A 14,858-nucleotide genomic window follows, 5' to 3' on the forward strand; every position below is an offset into this window, starting at 1 on the left:
TATTGGAGAGACTAACTATCCAAGGTATTCCTGTAGTTTTGGCTTCAAATACCGACCGTTCAGAAATCGAACGTGCTTTACTAGATGCTGGTATACGCTCTCATTTTAGTCATATTTTCTCAGCGATGGATTGTGAGACTCCAAAACCAGATCCCGCGGTTTATGTGAAAGCAGCTAGTGCAACAGGAGTAGCTAAATCGGACATTTTAGTATTTGAAGATAGTGCGAAGGGAATTGAAGCGGCTAAAAAAGCAGGTTTGACAGTTTGGGCTATTCGAGACCAGCATTATGGAATTGATCAATCGAAAGCAGACAAATTGGTAGACAATCTTGAAGAGGCCTTTGACTTACTGCGATTTTAAGAAATATTATATTGTAGTCCAAGTATTAGTTCTCGGTGAAAAATGGTATTTCTAGCTCAGAATCCAGTTAAATCTTCCAAAAGTATTAACGTGAAAAATGATAGTTGTAAATTAATCTTAGATCCTATATTTACAGTTCAGACTTGCATATTGAGGTTGTTTTTTTCAAAATACAGTCAGTATTTCCCACAAAACCTACCTTGATGAGTGAAAAAGCCAAGGCGCTTTGCGTGTGAATATAGGTTCTTAAACACGTTATTTTCTAGCGTATCTAAATTTTATATTGCGATGATAGCCCCCATCTTTTTCGGACGTCACACTTTCCTTGCTAGAAAAAAAGTGACAATTATAAAAACTGTGTTACAATGGAAAACAAGAATTTGAAGTTTGGTATTCAAATCTTTTAATTATCAAACTATTTTGAAAGGAGCAAGGGAATGGCCTACCAAACAATTCGTTATGAAGTAATTGATTCCGTAGCGATTCTAACTTTAAACAGACCGGAAGTGGCAAATGGTTTTAATATTCCTATGTGTGAAGAAATCTTAGAAGCAATCCGCCTTGCAGAAGGGGATGCCTCCGTCAAAATTTTACAAATTCAAGCACAGGGTTCCATTTTCTCCGTGGGTGGAGATTTAGTTGAGATGAAGCGTGCAGTTGATGATGATGATATTGCTTCTTTAGTAAAAATAGCAGAGCTGGTGAATGATATTTCGTTTGCGATGAAGAAATTGTCTAAAGTGGTCATTATGGTGACGGATGGAGCAGTGGCTGGAGCCGCGGCTAATATGGCAGTGGCTGCTGATTTTGTTATTGCCTCCAGCAAGACAAAATTCATCCAAGCCTTTGTAGGCGTTGGACTTGCGCCGGATGCGGGGGGACTCTTTCTACTGAGTCGTGCTATTGGGGCTAATCGTGCTAGTCACTTGGCGATGACAGGAGAGGGCTTATCAGCGGATAAGGCTTTAGAATATGGGATTATTTATAAATTGGCAGAGCCAGAAAAACTAGAAAAGACAGTTGCCCAGGTCATAAAAAAACTCTTGCGAGGCTCAGTAAACTCTTATGCAGCAATCAAACGACTGACATGGGAAAGTCAATTTAAAGACTGGGAGTCTTATCGCCGATTGGAGCTGGATTTACAAGAAACATTGGCCTATAAAGAGGATTTTAAAGAGGGAGTTAGAGCGCACGCAGAACGACGTAGACCAGTGTTTACGGGAGATTAATTTTTAAATTAGTAAAAAAATGTTTGACAATCAAAGTTTTATGGTTTATACTTTGACTATCAAAGTAAAGGAGGCCTGTTTTGGAAGATCCAAAAGTAAATGAATATCTAACGGCCATTTTTAACAATGTGTTGGTGATTGAAGAAACAAGTCTGCGTGGTAGCCGATTCAATGATATTTCGATTAAGGAAATGCACACGATTGATGTGATAGGAAGTATTGATGGAGCTACTCCGAGTGATGTTGCTCGGACTTTGATGGTAACCTTAGGTACTGTTACAACTAGCTTGAACAATTTGGAAAGAAAAGGATATGTTGAGCGTATTCGTTCGACCAAAGATCGGCGAGTTGTTCATCTCTATCTGACCAAAAAAGGTCGACTGGTCTATCGTTTACATCAACGATTTCACAATGAAATGGTGAAACAGATTACAGATGGCATGGATGATGCAGAGTATCAGGTAATGAAGAAAGGACTCATGAAACTCTATCACTTCTTGGAGGATTTGAAATGAGAAACCATGCTAAAATCAGTCAGGTGGCCCACTATCTTCCGAAGAAGATTGTGACCAATGATGATTTGGCCCAGCAAATGGATACCAGTGATGAGTGGATTCGTAGCCGTACAGGTATCGGTCAACGACACATTGTTACTGGAGAGACGACGAGTGATTTGGCTAGTCAAGTGGCTAGAAAATTACTGGAAAAGTCTCAGCTAGATGCTAGTGAAATTGATTTCATCATCGTAGCAACGATTACTCCAGATGCTTCAATGCCATCTACGGCAGCTATGGTTCAAGCAGCAATTGGCGCGAAAAAGGCTTTCGCCTATGATCTCGTTGCAGCTTGTTCAGGATTTGTTTTTGCGCTATCAACAGCGGAAAAATTACTTGCTTCAGGAGTCTATAAGAGAGGACTTGTCATTGGTGCAGAGACCCTATCTAGGTCTGTCGACTGGTCAGATCGATCAACGGCTGTTTTATTTGGAGATGGTGCTGGAGGAGTTTTGCTGGAAGCGTGTGAACAACCGAGCTTTTTAGCAGAAATCTTGCGAACGGATGGCGGTCGAGGTGCGAGTCTGACAGCAGGGATAGACCAGAAAGAGACGCCATTCTCGACACAAAGTCGTCAACAACCCTTTATCCAAATGGAGGGCAGAGCTATATTTGAATTTGCGACGAGGGATGTTACAGCAACCATGGCAGAGCTGTTAGAACAAGCTAATACGACTGTGGATTGCGTTGATTATTTCTTGCTCCACCAAGCCAATATACGTATCCTAGATAAGATGGCTCGTAAATTGGGAGTGGCGCGTGAAAAATTTCCAGCAAATATGGATAAATATGGCAATACCAGCGCAGCAAGTCTTCCTATTCTCTTATCAGAATGTGTAGAGAGCGGAATGTTGCGATTGGATGGAAGCCAGACTGTTCTCATGGCTGGTTTCGGTGGAGGCCTCACATGGGGAACTCTACTCTTACAACTTTAGTTAATTCCTTGCCCTAGGCAAGATTAAAATATTTTATTTTCCAAAAGGAGACATATATCATGGCAGTATTTGAAAAAGTACAAGAAATCATCGTTGAAGAATTGGGTAAGGATGCTGAAGAAGTAACCCTTACAACAACTTTTGAAGATTTGGACGCAGATTCATTGGATCTTTTCCAAGTTATCTCTGAAATCGAAGATGCATTCGACATCCAAATCGACACTGAAGAAGGTTTGACTACTGTAGGCGATTTGGTTGCTTATGTTGAAGAAAAAACAAAATAATGACTGTTAAGGAAAGTGCTATTTAGCATTTTTCTTAAATTAAATACTTTGATAATCAAAACATTGAAATATCAAACTATTTTTTGAGTGAGGGGGGCAACCCTTCACTTGTTTACCTAATGATTTGATATTCAAATGATTAGCTAAGCAAGAAAAAAAGATGAGGGAATTATGAAGACGAAAATAACAGAATTGCTCGATATTAAGTATCCAATTTTTCAAGGTGGTATGGCTTGGGTAGCTGATGGAGATTTGGCTGGTGCCGTATCTAATGCAGGTGGTCTAGGGATTATCGGCGGAGGTAATGCTCCGAAAGAGGTGGTCAAGGCAAATATTGACAAGGTTAAATCTATCACGGACAAACCTTTCGGTGTCAATATCATGCTTTTGTCTCCTTTTGCGGATGACATTGTTGACTTGGTCATCGAAGAAGGTGTGAAAGTTGTTACCACAGGAGCAGGAAATCCAGGGAAGTATATGGAGCGTCTCCATGCTGCAGGGATTACAGTTATTCCTGTTGTACCAAGTGTAGCCCTTGCGAAACGCATGGAAAAATTAGGGGTAGATGCTGTTATTGCTGAAGGTATGGAAGCCGGAGGCCATGTTGGTAAATTGACCACTATGACCTTGGTTCGTCAGGTTGTTGAAGCTGTATCCATTCCTGTTATCGCAGCAGGTGGTATTGCAGATGGTGCAGGTGCAGCGGCAGCCTTTATGTTGGGAGCAGAAGCGGTGCAAGTTGGAACTCGTTTTGTAGTAGCTACAGAGTCCAATGCCCATCAGGCTTATAAGGAAAAAGTTTTAAAAGCTAAGGATATTGATACAACTGTATCTGCTTCTATTGTTGGACATCCTGTGAGAGCTATCAAGAATAAGTTGTCATCTGCTTATGCAGCTGCAGAGAAAGATTTCTTGGCAGGTAAAATTTCGGCAGATGCTATTGAAGAACTTGGTGCGGGAGCACTCCGCAATGCAGTTGTTGATGGTGATGTAACAAATGGCTCCGTGATGGCTGGTCAAATTGCTGGTCTAGTTTCTAAAGAAGAATCTTGTGAAGATATTTTGAAAGACATCTATTATGGAGCAGCCAAAGTGATTAGAGATGAGGCAAGTCGTTGGGCTTCCGTTGGAGAATAAGATGACAAAAACAGCCTTTTTATTTGTAGGTCAGGGGGCCCAGACACTTGGTATGGCCCGAGACCTCTATGAGACTTATCCCATTGTCAAGGAAACTTACGACCAGGCTAGTCAGATTCTGGGTTATGATGTGCGGGACTTGATTGACCATCGGGAAGACGAGCTCAACCAGACCCGCTATACCCAGCCTGCGATTTTGACAACCTCACTTGCCATTTATCGTTTGTTGGCAGAAAAAGGGATTAAACCCGACATGGTGGCTGGTTTGTCCTTGGGAGAATACGCTGCCTTGGTTGCTTCAGGTGCTCTGGCCTTTGAAGATGCCATTGCCTTGATTGCCAAACGAGGTGAGTTTATGGAAACGGCTGCACCAGCAGGGACTGGTAAGATGGTCGCTGTCCTCAATGCAGATGTCAGCTTGATTGAAGAAGTCTGTTCGTCAGTTACCTCTGGGATTGTTTCCCCAGCCAACTACAACACACCAGCCCAAATCGTTATCGGTGGTGAGGTAGCAGCTGTGGATGAGGCGGTGGAAGCCTTGAAGGCGGCGGGTGTCAAACGCATGATTCCCCTCAATGTGTCGGGACCTTTCCACACGGCTCTCTTGCGTCCAGCTTCGGAGCAATTGGCTCAAGCTCTGGAAGAGGTGGAGTTTTCGGATTTCCAAGTAGACTTGGTTGGGAATACGGAAGCAAAGGTTATGAAACAAGAGGACATCAAGTCCCTCTTGACCCGTCAGGTCATGGAGCCTGTGCGTTTTTACGAGTCCATTGCAACCATGCAGGAGGCTGGTGTGGCCAAGTTTATCGAAATCGGTCCAGGTAAGGTCTTGGCAGGCTTTATCAAGAAGATTGATAAGACAGCCGAGGTGGTGACAGTAGAAGATGTGGCAAGTCTAGAAGGCTTGTTGACTAGCCAATAAGGAGAAATCATGGAACTGACCAATAAAAATGTGTTTGTAACGGGTTCAAGTCGTGGAATCGGCTTGGCCATTGCCCATAAGTTTGCTAGCCTTGGTGCCAATGTGGTGCTGAATGGTCGTGGTCAGCTGGGGCAGGACTTGCTGGATAGCTTTGCGGATTACGGTGTCAAAGTAGTTGCGATTTCAGGCGATATTTCCAGCTCGGCAGATGCCAAACGAATGGTAGCTGAGGCAGTTGAGGCTCTTGGTAGCGTCGATATCTTGGTCAATAATGCAGGGATTACCAAGGATGGTATGGCCTTGCGAATGACGGAAGAAGATTTCGAGAGCGTTTTGAGTATCAATCTAACAGGGACCTTTAACATGACCCAGGCTGTTTTGAAACCGATGACCAAGGCACGTGAAGGGGCAATTATCAACCTTTCCAGTGTGGTCGGTTTGACAGGGAATGCTGGTCAGGCCAACTATGCTGCTTCTAAGGCGGGTGTAATTGGTTTTACAAAATCCATTGCCCGTGAAGTAGCGGGACGTAATGTCCGTGTTAATACTATCGCACCAGGCTTTATCCAGTCAGATATGACAGATGTTCTGTCGGATAAAATCAAGGATGCCATGTTGGGGCAAATTCCTATGAAACGTTTCGGTTTAACGGAAGAAGTGGCAGATGTCGCTGTATTCCTTGCCAAGCAAGAGTATCTGACAGGTCAGGTCATTGCCATTGATGGCGGTTTGACCATGCAATAATCTAGTCTTCCAGTTTATCTTTTATTACTTCGATGAGCGAGGAAACTTCGTTTCCAGATTTCCAGCTTCAAACAATCTATTGGATTGTTTGAACTCGCTTTGCCGTACTAACGGAGCGGTACTTACTATCGTAAGTACGATTTCCAATCTTCAATAGTCCAGTGGACTATTGAAGCTGTCTGCAGCTTGTTGAAATGAACTTTGTTCGTAGTACTAAAAGCAAACTGAAAGACTGCAATGACGCACTTTGAATTCAATATTGTTTTGTGTGTTGTTTTAAGAGAGGTTTGAAAATGACAAAATTAAATCGTGTAGTGGTGACAGGCTACGGTCTGACATCTCCAATTGGAAATACACCAGAAGAATTCTGGGATAGCTTGGTCAATGGCAAGATTGGGATCGGAAAGATTACCAAGTTTAATACTAGTGACTATACTGTCCATAATGCAGCGGAAATCAAGGATTTTCCTTTTGACAAATATTTCGTTAAGAAAGATACCAACCGTTACGACAACTATTCCCTCTATGCTCTCTATGCGGCTCGTGAGGCAGTAGCCAATGCTGGTCTTGATACAGAAGCAGTTGACAGTGATCGTTTTGGCGTTATCTTATCAACAGGTATCGGTGGTATTTTGGAAATTGAAGAGCAAGTGGCTCGGATGAACGAAAAAGGTCCAAAACGCATTCGTCCGATGGCTCTTCCAAAAGCTCTTCCAAACATGGCGGCCGGAAATATTGCCATGCAGGTCGGTGCAAATGGTGTCTGTAAGTGTGTCATCACAGCCTGCGCTTCGTCAAATGATGCCTTAGGAGAAGCCTTCCGTGAAATCAAGTTTGGCTTCCAAGATGTGATGCTGGCTGGCGGAGCAGAGGCAGCCATTACTCCGTTTGCAATCGGTGGTTTCCAAGCTTTGACAGCTATGTCGACTACTGAGGAGCCAGAACGTGCGTCTATTCCATTTGACAAGGACCGCAATGGTTTTGTCATGGGAGAAGGGGCTGCGGTCTTGGTCTTGGAAAGTTTGGAGCACGCAGAAGCACGTGGGGCAACTATCTTGGCTGAAATCGTTGGTTATGGAAATACCTGCGATGCCCACCACATGACTTCTCCACATCCAGAAGGTCTGGGTGCTATTAAGGCTATGAAGTTGGCCATTTCAGAAGCAGGTTTAGAGCCAGCTGATATTGACTACATCAATGCCCATGGTACTTCGACACCGGCTAATGAAAAAGGGGAAAGCCAAGCTATCGTATCCGTCTTCGGCAAGAACACGCCAGTTTCTTCCACCAAGTCCTTCACAGGTCACTTGTTGGGGGCGGCAGGTGCCGTTGAAGCAGCAGCTGTTATTGAGGCGATGCGTCATTCCTATGCACCGAAGACAGCTGGTACGACAGAATTGTCTGACTACATTGAGGCGGATGTCATCTTCGGTCAAGGTCGTGACATGGAAATCCGCCATGCCATTTCAAATACATTTGGCTTTGGAGGTCACAACTCGGTGATTGCCTTCAAGCGTTGGGAGGCTTAAGTGAATATTACAGAAATGAAGGACTTGATGAGTCAGTTTGACCAGTCAAGTTTACGAGAATTTTCATATAGCAATGCTGGGGAAACCTTGCATTTCAGTAAAAACCAGCAGGCGACAGTGGCTCCGAGTGCAATCGTAGAAGCTCCGCTTGCTCCAGTAGTTACAGCTAGCCCAGCACCTGTGCTGGCAGTTGAAACCAGTGAGCCAGCTCCAGTAGAAGCAGGTGCCAGCCCTGTGGCAGAAGGTACGGTAGTGGAAAGTCCCTTGGTCGGCGTGGCTTATTTGTCACCAGCCCCTGACAAGCCAGCCTTTGTAGCAGTTGGCGATACGGTCAAAAAAGGGCAGACTCTCATGATTATCGAAGCCATGAAGGTCATGAACGAAGTGCCTGCTGACCGTGACGGTGTGGTCACAGAGATTTTGGTGGGCAACCAGGACGTTGTAGAATTTGGACAAGGATTGGTACGCATCAAATGATTGATATTTTGAAAATTAAAGAGGCTCTTCCTCATCGCTACCCTATGCTCTTGGTCGATCGTGTCCTTGAAGTATCGGAAGATGAGATTGTCGCCCTCAAAAATGTGACCATTAACGAGCCCTTCTTCAACGGGCATTTCCCAGATTATCCTGTCATGCCAGGTGTTCTCATCATGGAGGCTTTGGCACAAACCGCAGGTATCTTGGAGTTGTCCAAGGAAGAAAACAAGGGCAAGCTGGTCTTTTATGCCGGCATGGATAAGGTTAAATTTAAGAAGCAAGTTGTACCTGGTGACCAGTTGATAATGACTGCTAAATTTGTCAAACGCCGTGGAACCATTGCGGTCGTTGAGGCAAAGGCAGAGGTGGATGGAAAACTGGCTGCGTCGGGGGTGTTGACTTTTGCTATTGGAAAATAATATCTAAAAGGAGATAGGATTCATCATGTTTGAGAAGATTTTGATTGCCAATCGTGGTGAGATTGCGGTGCGGATTATTCGTGCGGCCAGGGAGTTGGGGATTGCGACGGTGGCTGTCTATTCAGAAGCTGACAAGGAAGCCCTCCACACTATGTTGGCAGATGAGGCTGTCTGTATCGGACCTGCTCGTTCGACAGACTCCTATCTCAATATGCAGGCGGTCATCTCGGCGGCTGTTGTGACAGGTGCCCAGGCCATTCATCCCGGCTTTGGATTTTTGAGTGAAAACTCCAAATTCGCCACCCTCTGTGAAGAGGTCGGTATCAAGTTTATCGGACCTTCTGGGACGGTCATGGATACCATGGGCGATAAAATCAATGCTCGGTCGGAGATGATTAAGGCTCAAGTGCCTGTTATTCCAGGATCAGACGGTGAAGTCTTAACAAGCCAAGAAGCTCTTGAAATCGCTGAAAAGATTGGCTACCCTGTCATGCTCAAGGCATCGGCAGGTGGTGGCGGTAAGGGGATTCGTAAGGTAGAAAAAGCCGAAGATCTAGTGCCTGCCTTTGAGTCAGCTTCCAGCGAAGCCAAGGCAGCTTTTGGCAACGGTGCCATGTATATGGAGCGTGTCGTCTATCCAGCCCGCCACATCGAAGTACAGATTTTGGCGGACCAGTTCGGTCATGTCATTCATTTGGGAGAACGGGATTGCTCCCTTCAACGCAACAACCAGAAGGTTTTGGAAGAAGCTCCGTCTATCGCCATTGGCCAAACCATGCGGGACCGTATCGGTCAGGCAGCTGTTCGAGCTGCCCAGTCAGTTGGCTATGAAAATGCAGGGACCATTGAGTTCCTTTTGGACGAAGCCAAGAGCGAATTTTACTTCATGGAGATGAACACACGGGTGCAGGTAGAGCATCCAGTTACCGAATTTGTCACCGGTGTGGATATTGTCAAGGAGCAAATCAAGATCGCGGCTGGTCAGGAACTCAGCGTCCGCCAAGAAGATGTGCGGATTACAGGCCATGCCATTGAATGCCGCATCAATGCTGAAAATCCAGCCTTCAATTTTGCCCCAAGTCCAGGTAAGATTTCCAATCTCTACCTGCCAAGTGGTGGCGTTGGTCTGCGTGTAGATTCAGCTGTTTACCCAGGCTACACCATTCCGCCATACTATGATTCGATGATAGCCAAGGTCATCGTGCACGGGGAAAATCGTTTTGAAGCCCTGATGAAGATGCAACGAGCCCTCTACGAATTGGAAATTGACGGAGTGGTGACCAATACAGACTTCCAGCTGGACTTGATTTCCGACAAGCGAGTGGTGGCAGGTGACTACGATACTGCCTATCTCATGGAAGAATTTTTACCCCGCTATCAGGAAGAATTAAAAAAGTAAACTAGGAGAATGCTATGGCTTTGTTTCGCAAAAAGGACAAATATATCCGCATCAATCCCAATCGTTCGCGGATAGAGTCAGCACCTCAAGCAAAGCCAGAGGTGCCAGATGAACTCTTTTCCAAATGCCCAGCTTGTAAGGAAATCCTCTACAAGAAGGACTTGGGACCAGAGAAAACCTGTCAACACTGTTCCTATAATTTTCGGATTACGGCCCAGGAACGCTTGGCTTTGACAGTGGATGACGGTTCGTTTGAGGAATTGTTTACAGGGATTGAAACTAAAAATCCCTTGGACTTCCCCAATTATTTAGAGAAATTAGCAGCCACCCGTCAAAAAACGGGCTTGGATGAAGCAGTTTTGACAGGCAAGGCGACCATCGGCGGACAACCAGTTGCCCTTGGAATCATGGATTCTCACTTTATCATGGCTTCAATGGGCACAGTGGTCGGTGAGAAAATCACTTGCCTCTTTGAGCTGGCTACTGAAGAGAAACTGCCAGTTGTCCTCTTTACCGCATCTGGTGGTGCTCGCATGCAGGAAGGCATTATGAGTCTGATGCAGATGGCCAAGATTTCGGCAGCAGTGAAACGCCATTCCAATGCTGGCCTCTTTTACCTGACGGTCTTGACAGATCCCACAACAGGAGGTGTGACGGCTAGCTTTGCTATGGAAGGCGATATTATCCTGGCTGAGCCGCAGACCTTGGTAGGTTTTGCAGGACGACGGGTTATTGAATCAACCGTTCGGGAAAATCTGCCTGACGATTTCCAGAAGGCTGAATTTTTACAAGAACATGGCTTTGTTGATGCTATTGTCAAACGCCAAGACCTGCCAGCGACCATTAGTCGCTTGTTGAGAATGCATGGAGGTGTCAGATGACCAGTGATGTAGCACGTATGCTCCGTTTGGCACGTGACCAGGCTCGCCTGACGACCTTGGACTTTGCCACACAACTCTTTGATGACTTTATCGAACTGCACGGCGATCGGAATTTCCGTGATGACGAAGCGGTTGTCGGTGGGATTGGCTTTTTAGCAGGTCAGCCTGTGACAGTTATCGGTATCCAAAAGGGTAAGAACCTCCAGGATAATCTCAAGCGTAACTTCGGTCAGCCCCACCCAGAAGGCTACCGCAAGGCTCTTCGTCTTATGAAACAGGCGGAGAAGTTCGGCCGTCCCGTTGTCACCTTTATCAACACTGCTGGAGCCTATCCCGGTGTCGGTGCCGAGGAGCGTGGGCAGGGCGAGGCCATTGCCCGTAACCTCATGGAGATGAGCGACCTCAAGGTACCCATTATCGCCATCATCATCGGCGAGGGAGGCTCTGGTGGAGCACTTGCCCTGGCAGTCGCAGACCAGGTCTGGATGCTGGAAAACTCCATGTACGCCGTCCTCAGCCCTGAAGGTTTCGCCTCTATCCTCTGGAAAGACGGCAGTCGGGCCATGGAAGCGGCAGAACTCATGAAGATCACTTCTTATGAGTTGGAGAAGCTTCAAGTGGTCGATCGGGTTGTTTTGGAAAATGGCAGAGCGACCAAGCAAGTCTTGTCTGATATCAAGGAAAACCTGGTCAACCAGTTGGCTTTCTTACAAGCCTTACCACTTGAACAACTACTCGAAAAACGCTATCAACGATTTAGAAAATACTAGGAAGACCTAGTATTTTTTTGTGATATTTGATATAATAAATAAAATAGTTTCCAGGAGGTTTTCCATGTTAGTAAAAGCAGATCTATCAAACGCAGAAGAATTGTTACCTATTCAGCACCGAGCATTTGCAGCTTTGTATGAAACCTATCAGGACCAGTACAACCCTGCCATTGAAACCATGGACTATTTCCAGTCACGCTTTGCACGACCAAATTGCACCTACTATAAGATTGTGGAAGAAGGTCATACAGTCGGTTTAGTGCGAACGACGGTCGCTGAAGAAGCTGAACAGGGCTGGCTAGGCTTGATTGGTATTGATCCAGACCACAGAGGAAAAGGCTATGGTCACAAGGCTATGTTAGAGTTAGAACAACTTTATCCAACGGTTAAGAGGTGGGTGCTCTGCACGGTCTTACAGGAAGCAAAGTTAGTTACTTTCTATGAGAGTCTAGGCTACAAGGCCATTAAAACTGAGCCTGAGCAGGAGGATATGGATATGGTCTATATGGAGAAGTGGATAGGATAGGAGGTTAGAAATGCTAGAAACATTCAGTCAAAAGTTAGAATGGCTTTGTCGGAAAATCTGGATTTTACTGCTGGCCTTTCTATTGTTGCTACTCGATCATATTCCAATTTCCATATTGGAGCAATCAACCTCGCCAGTCGCTCAATGGACTGCAGGCCTATTTTCTATTGGAATTATGGTCTTTATGTGTTGGTTGGCAGAAAGGAAAGGGCTCACCATTTGGGATAGAAAAATCTTAACTTGGAAGGGTCTGAGTATTGTTCTTTTAACCTATATTGTGGCCCAGTTATTCAAGTATCTCGGACAGTTTATCATGGACCTTCAAGGGATTGAAGATACGGCTAATCAGATTGGTATTGACAAGCTGTTGCGAACGATTCCCTTTGGGTTAGCCTTTGTACGAGTAGCCTGTCAGGCAGCCATTACCGAGGAGATCATTGTCAGAGGCTATCTATTCAAAAAGTTTTTTGAAAAGCACAAGATTCTAGGAATTGTAGTATCTGGTTTGATTTTTGCTTTCCTGCATGGACCAACAGATTTGGGTTCATGGATTATTTATGCTAGCCCAGGATTTTTAATGGCTTACCTCTACTACAAGACAGATTACCTCATCTATCCCATGGCAGTGCATTTTATCAATAATGCCTGGTCTGTGGTGGCTTTCTACTATTTATAAAACTGCAATAAAATATAGCTCTTGAAAGCTGGAAGAATGCCCTCTTAACTAACCTTGTTAGGAATTATCAGATTTTCCTATTGGATAATTAATCAACGCTTTAGAAAATACTAGGAAGACCTAGTATTTTTTCTAGGTTCTTATTGACAAAAGAGTTGTATTATTGTAAAATTGTTTTATGCAAATGATACAGAACTCGTAAATAACCTATAATAGATAGTATGTATTCTATTGTCTGGTGTAGAAAAGGAGATTAGTTTGGGAAAATTTAGTAATGGTGTGAATTGGCTTGGTCAAAAACTTTGGATTTTACTAAGAGTTTTTGGCTTCATGATGATGATAGTTCTTCCAGATGCAATTTTAGAGGTATCTACTTCGCAATTAGCTCAGTGGGGAGCAGCCTTGTTGATCGTTGGGATCCTTGTCCTTATGTACTGGAGAGCTGAGAAGAATGGTATTACAATATGGGATAGAAGTTTTTTAACCTGGAAAGGTCTTGGCTTAGTTGTCTTAACATTCGCGGTAGCTCAGCTGTTTAAACACCTTGGTTATTACATTATGGAACTTCAGGGGATTGAAGAAACCGGCAATGAGCTTGAATTAATAAAGTTATTAGAAAACATTCCATTTTGGTTAGCTCTTATCAATATGGCTTGTTTGCCTGCTATTTCAGAGGAGATTATTGTCAGAGGTTATCTGTTCAAAAAGTTATTTGAAAAGTACAAGATTCTAGGAATTGTAGTATCTGGTTTGATTTTTGCTTTCCTGCATGGACCAACAGATTTGGGCTCTTGGATTATTTATGCCAGCCCAGGTTTCTTGCTGGCTTACCTCTACTATAAAACAGATTATCTGATTTACCCAATAGCAGTTCATTTTATCAATAATGCCTGGTCGGTAGTGGCATTTTACTATTTTCAATAAGTAAGAAAAAAGACGATTCCGTTTGGAGTCGTCTTTTGCTATTGTCAGTACAAGCCTTGTTACGATAGAGATAGGAATGTCAACAAAGTCCTGATAGTGACCGCATAATTAAATCAACATCTTGGTTTTCCAACTCACGAATGATATGAAGATAGGTTTTTTGGGTCGTTGTTATGCTTGCATGACCAAGTCGTCTAGCAACACTTGCGATAGAAACCCCGGCAAATAATAAAATAGATGCATGGGTGTGTCGCAGGGCGTGAATGGTGATGACAGGAAGATTTGCACTTAGACAACGCTTTTCAAGAATGGCATTGATGGTAGAGTTGTAAATCCGCTCTTTCTTCACGAAAAGTAGGTCATCGGGTTGGGCGTGCTGCAATAAGTTGGCGAATTGGGTGCTGGTTTGCCAGTCGAGTTGGATTTTTCGAATTGAAGATTTATTTTTTGTAGGTAAAAATCCGCCGTCTCCTTTATAATTCCATGTTTTATCAATGGTCAATAGTTGTCTGTGAAAATCAAAATCTTGAGTAGTGAGAGCAAGGGCTTCTGAGAATCGAATACCTGTTTTAGCAATTAATAAGATGAGCCAATCCCAATTCAGCTCCTCTCCGAGACGTAATTCTTGTATCAACTGATGAAGTTCAAATTGGTTGAGGTATTTTGTCTTTTTCTTTCGAGGAAGTCTTCCTTTGATAATCACCTTACGTGTCGGGTCTCGTTCAATAATTCCTTCATCTACAGCATCTAAAATAGCTCCTTTCAACTGGTGATGAAAATCCATGGTTGTCTGTCGTTCATGTGTTTTAGCATAGCTGTTAATCAATTCTTGGTAACGAACCCGATTCAAATCTTCCAACAACAGACTAGGAGCAAGCCTGATAAGCCACTGCAATGTCATTCTATATTTCTTGAGAGTGACTTCTCGAATGGCTCCTTCCTTGTAAATCCGAAGCCAATTTGCATAATAGTGATGGAAAAGCTGTTTTTCTTTTGATAAGTTCATGGCAGAACCTCCTTTTTAATTTTTAAAAATTACATAATTTGTTGACAGATTTCCGAGGAGATGCTATACTTATTTTAGCGAAAA

General features: G+C 44.0%; 18 protein-coding genes. 17 read left to right on the forward strand and 1 reads right to left on the reverse strand.

Features of this window, described 5'->3' with window-relative positions:
* From P7J58_RS07360 to P7J58_RS07440, 17 genes are all read left to right on the forward strand, one after another.
* Positions 1–362: HAD family hydrolase (locus P7J58_RS07360; RefSeq protein WP_408556035.1), on the forward strand; the 362-nt coding region annotated here is incomplete at its 5' end.
* Positions 363–799: 437 nt separating this feature from the next.
* Positions 800–1,591, forward strand: a complete 792-nt coding sequence (locus P7J58_RS07365) for an enoyl-CoA hydratase (RefSeq protein WP_408556033.1) — start codon at positions 800–802, stop codon at positions 1,589–1,591.
* Positions 1,592–1,671: 80 nt separating this feature from the next.
* Positions 1,672–2,106, forward strand: coding sequence for a MarR family winged helix-turn-helix transcriptional regulator (locus P7J58_RS07370; protein WP_012775319.1), 435 nt, complete (start codon positions 1,672–1,674; stop codon positions 2,104–2,106).
* Positions 2,103–3,080 (forward strand): beta-ketoacyl-ACP synthase III, encoded by a 978-nt coding sequence (locus P7J58_RS07375; RefSeq protein ID WP_044781035.1) that lies wholly within the window; start codon positions 2,103–2,105, stop codon positions 3,078–3,080. Before P7J58_RS07370 ends, P7J58_RS07375 begins: the two co-directional genes overlap by 4 nt.
* Before the next feature lie 59 nt (positions 3,081–3,139).
* Complete coding sequence (locus P7J58_RS07380) at positions 3,140–3,364, forward strand: acyl carrier protein (RefSeq protein ID WP_002938891.1); 225 nt, start codon at positions 3,140–3,142, stop codon at positions 3,362–3,364.
* 171 nt (positions 3,365–3,535) lie between these two features.
* Entirely contained in the window at positions 3,536–4,501 is a 966-nt protein-coding gene (gene fabK / locus P7J58_RS07385; RefSeq protein WP_061844930.1) for an enoyl-[acyl-carrier-protein] reductase FabK, read from the forward strand.
* 1 nt (position 4,502) lies between these two features.
* Positions 4,503–5,423 (forward strand): ACP S-malonyltransferase, encoded by a 921-nt coding sequence (gene fabD, locus P7J58_RS07390; protein ID WP_408556031.1) that lies wholly within the window; start codon positions 4,503–4,505, stop codon positions 5,421–5,423.
* Positions 5,424–5,432: 9 nt separating this feature from the next.
* The gene (gene fabG / locus P7J58_RS07395) at positions 5,433–6,167 is read left to right on the forward strand and encodes a 3-oxoacyl-[acyl-carrier-protein] reductase (protein ID WP_408556029.1); all 735 of its coding nucleotides are present in this window, start codon (positions 5,433–5,435) and stop codon (positions 6,165–6,167) included.
* Positions 6,168–6,460: 293 nt separating this feature from the next.
* Positions 6,461–7,696: a beta-ketoacyl-ACP synthase II gene (fabF, locus tag P7J58_RS07400; RefSeq protein WP_029179324.1), complete on the forward strand. Its 1,236-nt coding sequence runs from the start codon at positions 6,461–6,463 to the stop codon at positions 7,694–7,696.
* Positions 7,697–8,173 carry an acetyl-CoA carboxylase biotin carboxyl carrier protein gene (gene accB / locus P7J58_RS07405; RefSeq protein WP_408556027.1) on the forward strand — a complete coding sequence of 159 codons (477 nt, stop codon included), beginning with the start codon at positions 7,697–7,699 and terminating at the stop codon, positions 8,171–8,173.
* The gene (gene fabZ, locus P7J58_RS07410) at positions 8,170–8,592 is read left to right on the forward strand and encodes a 3-hydroxyacyl-ACP dehydratase FabZ (protein WP_029170985.1); all 423 of its coding nucleotides are present in this window, start codon (positions 8,170–8,172) and stop codon (positions 8,590–8,592) included. The genes accB and fabZ overlap by 4 nt, the downstream gene beginning before the upstream one ends.
* Before the next feature lie 25 nt (positions 8,593–8,617).
* Entirely contained in the window at positions 8,618–9,991 is a 1,374-nt protein-coding gene (locus P7J58_RS07415) for an acetyl-CoA carboxylase biotin carboxylase subunit (RefSeq protein WP_408556025.1), read from the forward strand.
* 14 nt (positions 9,992–10,005) lie between these two features.
* On the forward strand, positions 10,006–10,872 hold the full coding sequence (gene accD, locus P7J58_RS07420) for an acetyl-CoA carboxylase, carboxyltransferase subunit beta (RefSeq protein ID WP_408556023.1): 867 nt from the start codon (positions 10,006–10,008) through the stop codon (positions 10,870–10,872).
* The gene (locus tag P7J58_RS07425; protein ID WP_099876850.1) at positions 10,869–11,642 is read left to right on the forward strand and encodes an acetyl-CoA carboxylase carboxyl transferase subunit alpha; all 774 of its coding nucleotides are present in this window, start codon (positions 10,869–10,871) and stop codon (positions 11,640–11,642) included. The genes accD and P7J58_RS07425 overlap by 4 nt, the downstream gene beginning before the upstream one ends.
* A 64-nt stretch (positions 11,643–11,706) precedes the next feature.
* Complete coding sequence (locus tag P7J58_RS07430; protein WP_408556022.1) at positions 11,707–12,168, forward strand: GNAT family N-acetyltransferase; 462 nt, start codon at positions 11,707–11,709, stop codon at positions 12,166–12,168.
* Between the two features lie 10 nt (positions 12,169–12,178).
* On the forward strand, positions 12,179–12,844 hold the full coding sequence (locus tag P7J58_RS07435) for a lysostaphin resistance A-like protein (RefSeq protein WP_408556021.1): 666 nt from the start codon (positions 12,179–12,181) through the stop codon (positions 12,842–12,844).
* 258 nt (positions 12,845–13,102) lie between these two features.
* A complete protein-coding gene (locus P7J58_RS07440) occupies positions 13,103–13,768 on the forward strand; it encodes a CPBP family intramembrane glutamic endopeptidase (protein ID WP_029179328.1) in 666 nt (221 codons plus the stop codon).
* A gap of 79 nt (positions 13,769–13,847) precedes the next feature.
* Here the strand turns inward: P7J58_RS07440 and P7J58_RS07445 are convergent, their stop codons facing one another.
* On the reverse strand, positions 13,848–14,774 hold the full coding sequence (locus P7J58_RS07445; protein WP_024409572.1) for a site-specific integrase: 927 nt from the start codon (positions 14,772–14,774) through the stop codon (positions 13,848–13,850).
* Between the last annotated feature and the right edge of the window lie 84 nt (positions 14,775–14,858).

Origin of the sequence: Streptococcus suis, from assembly GCF_046032535.1 — a bacterium.
GTDB classification, from domain to species: domain Bacteria; phylum Bacillota; class Bacilli; order Lactobacillales; family Streptococcaceae; genus Streptococcus; species Streptococcus suis_AK.

Bases quoted from the DNA above. Each gene is read 5' to 3' on its own strand.
- P7J58_RS07365 (WP_408556033.1), top strand. From the start codon at position 800: ATGGCCTACCAAACAATTCGTTATGAAGTAATTGATTCCGTAGCGATT.
- P7J58_RS07375 (WP_044781035.1), top strand. From the start codon at position 2,103: ATGAGAAACCATGCTAAAATCAGTCAGGTGGCCCACTATCTTCCGAAG.
- P7J58_RS07380 (WP_002938891.1), top strand. From the start codon at position 3,140: ATGGCAGTATTTGAAAAAGTACAAGAAATCATCGTTGAAGAATTGGGT.
- fabK (WP_061844930.1), top strand. From the start codon at position 3,536: ATGAAGACGAAAATAACAGAATTGCTCGATATTAAGTATCCAATTTTT.
- fabD (WP_408556031.1), top strand. From the start codon at position 4,503: ATGACAAAAACAGCCTTTTTATTTGTAGGTCAGGGGGCCCAGACACTT.
- fabG (WP_408556029.1), top strand. From the start codon at position 5,433: ATGGAACTGACCAATAAAAATGTGTTTGTAACGGGTTCAAGTCGTGGA.
- fabF (WP_029179324.1), top strand. From the start codon at position 6,461: ATGACAAAATTAAATCGTGTAGTGGTGACAGGCTACGGTCTGACATCT.
- fabZ (WP_029170985.1), top strand. From the start codon at position 8,170: ATGATTGATATTTTGAAAATTAAAGAGGCTCTTCCTCATCGCTACCCT.
- P7J58_RS07415 (WP_408556025.1), top strand. From the start codon at position 8,618: ATGTTTGAGAAGATTTTGATTGCCAATCGTGGTGAGATTGCGGTGCGG.
- accD (WP_408556023.1), top strand. From the start codon at position 10,006: ATGGCTTTGTTTCGCAAAAAGGACAAATATATCCGCATCAATCCCAAT.
- P7J58_RS07425 (WP_099876850.1), top strand. From the start codon at position 10,869: ATGACCAGTGATGTAGCACGTATGCTCCGTTTGGCACGTGACCAGGCT.
- P7J58_RS07430 (WP_408556022.1), top strand. From the start codon at position 11,707: ATGTTAGTAAAAGCAGATCTATCAAACGCAGAAGAATTGTTACCTATT.
- P7J58_RS07435 (WP_408556021.1), top strand. From the start codon at position 12,179: ATGCTAGAAACATTCAGTCAAAAGTTAGAATGGCTTTGTCGGAAAATC.
- P7J58_RS07445 (WP_024409572.1), bottom strand. From the start codon at position 14,774: ATGAACTTATCAAAAGAAAAACAGCTTTTCCATCACTATTATGCAAAT.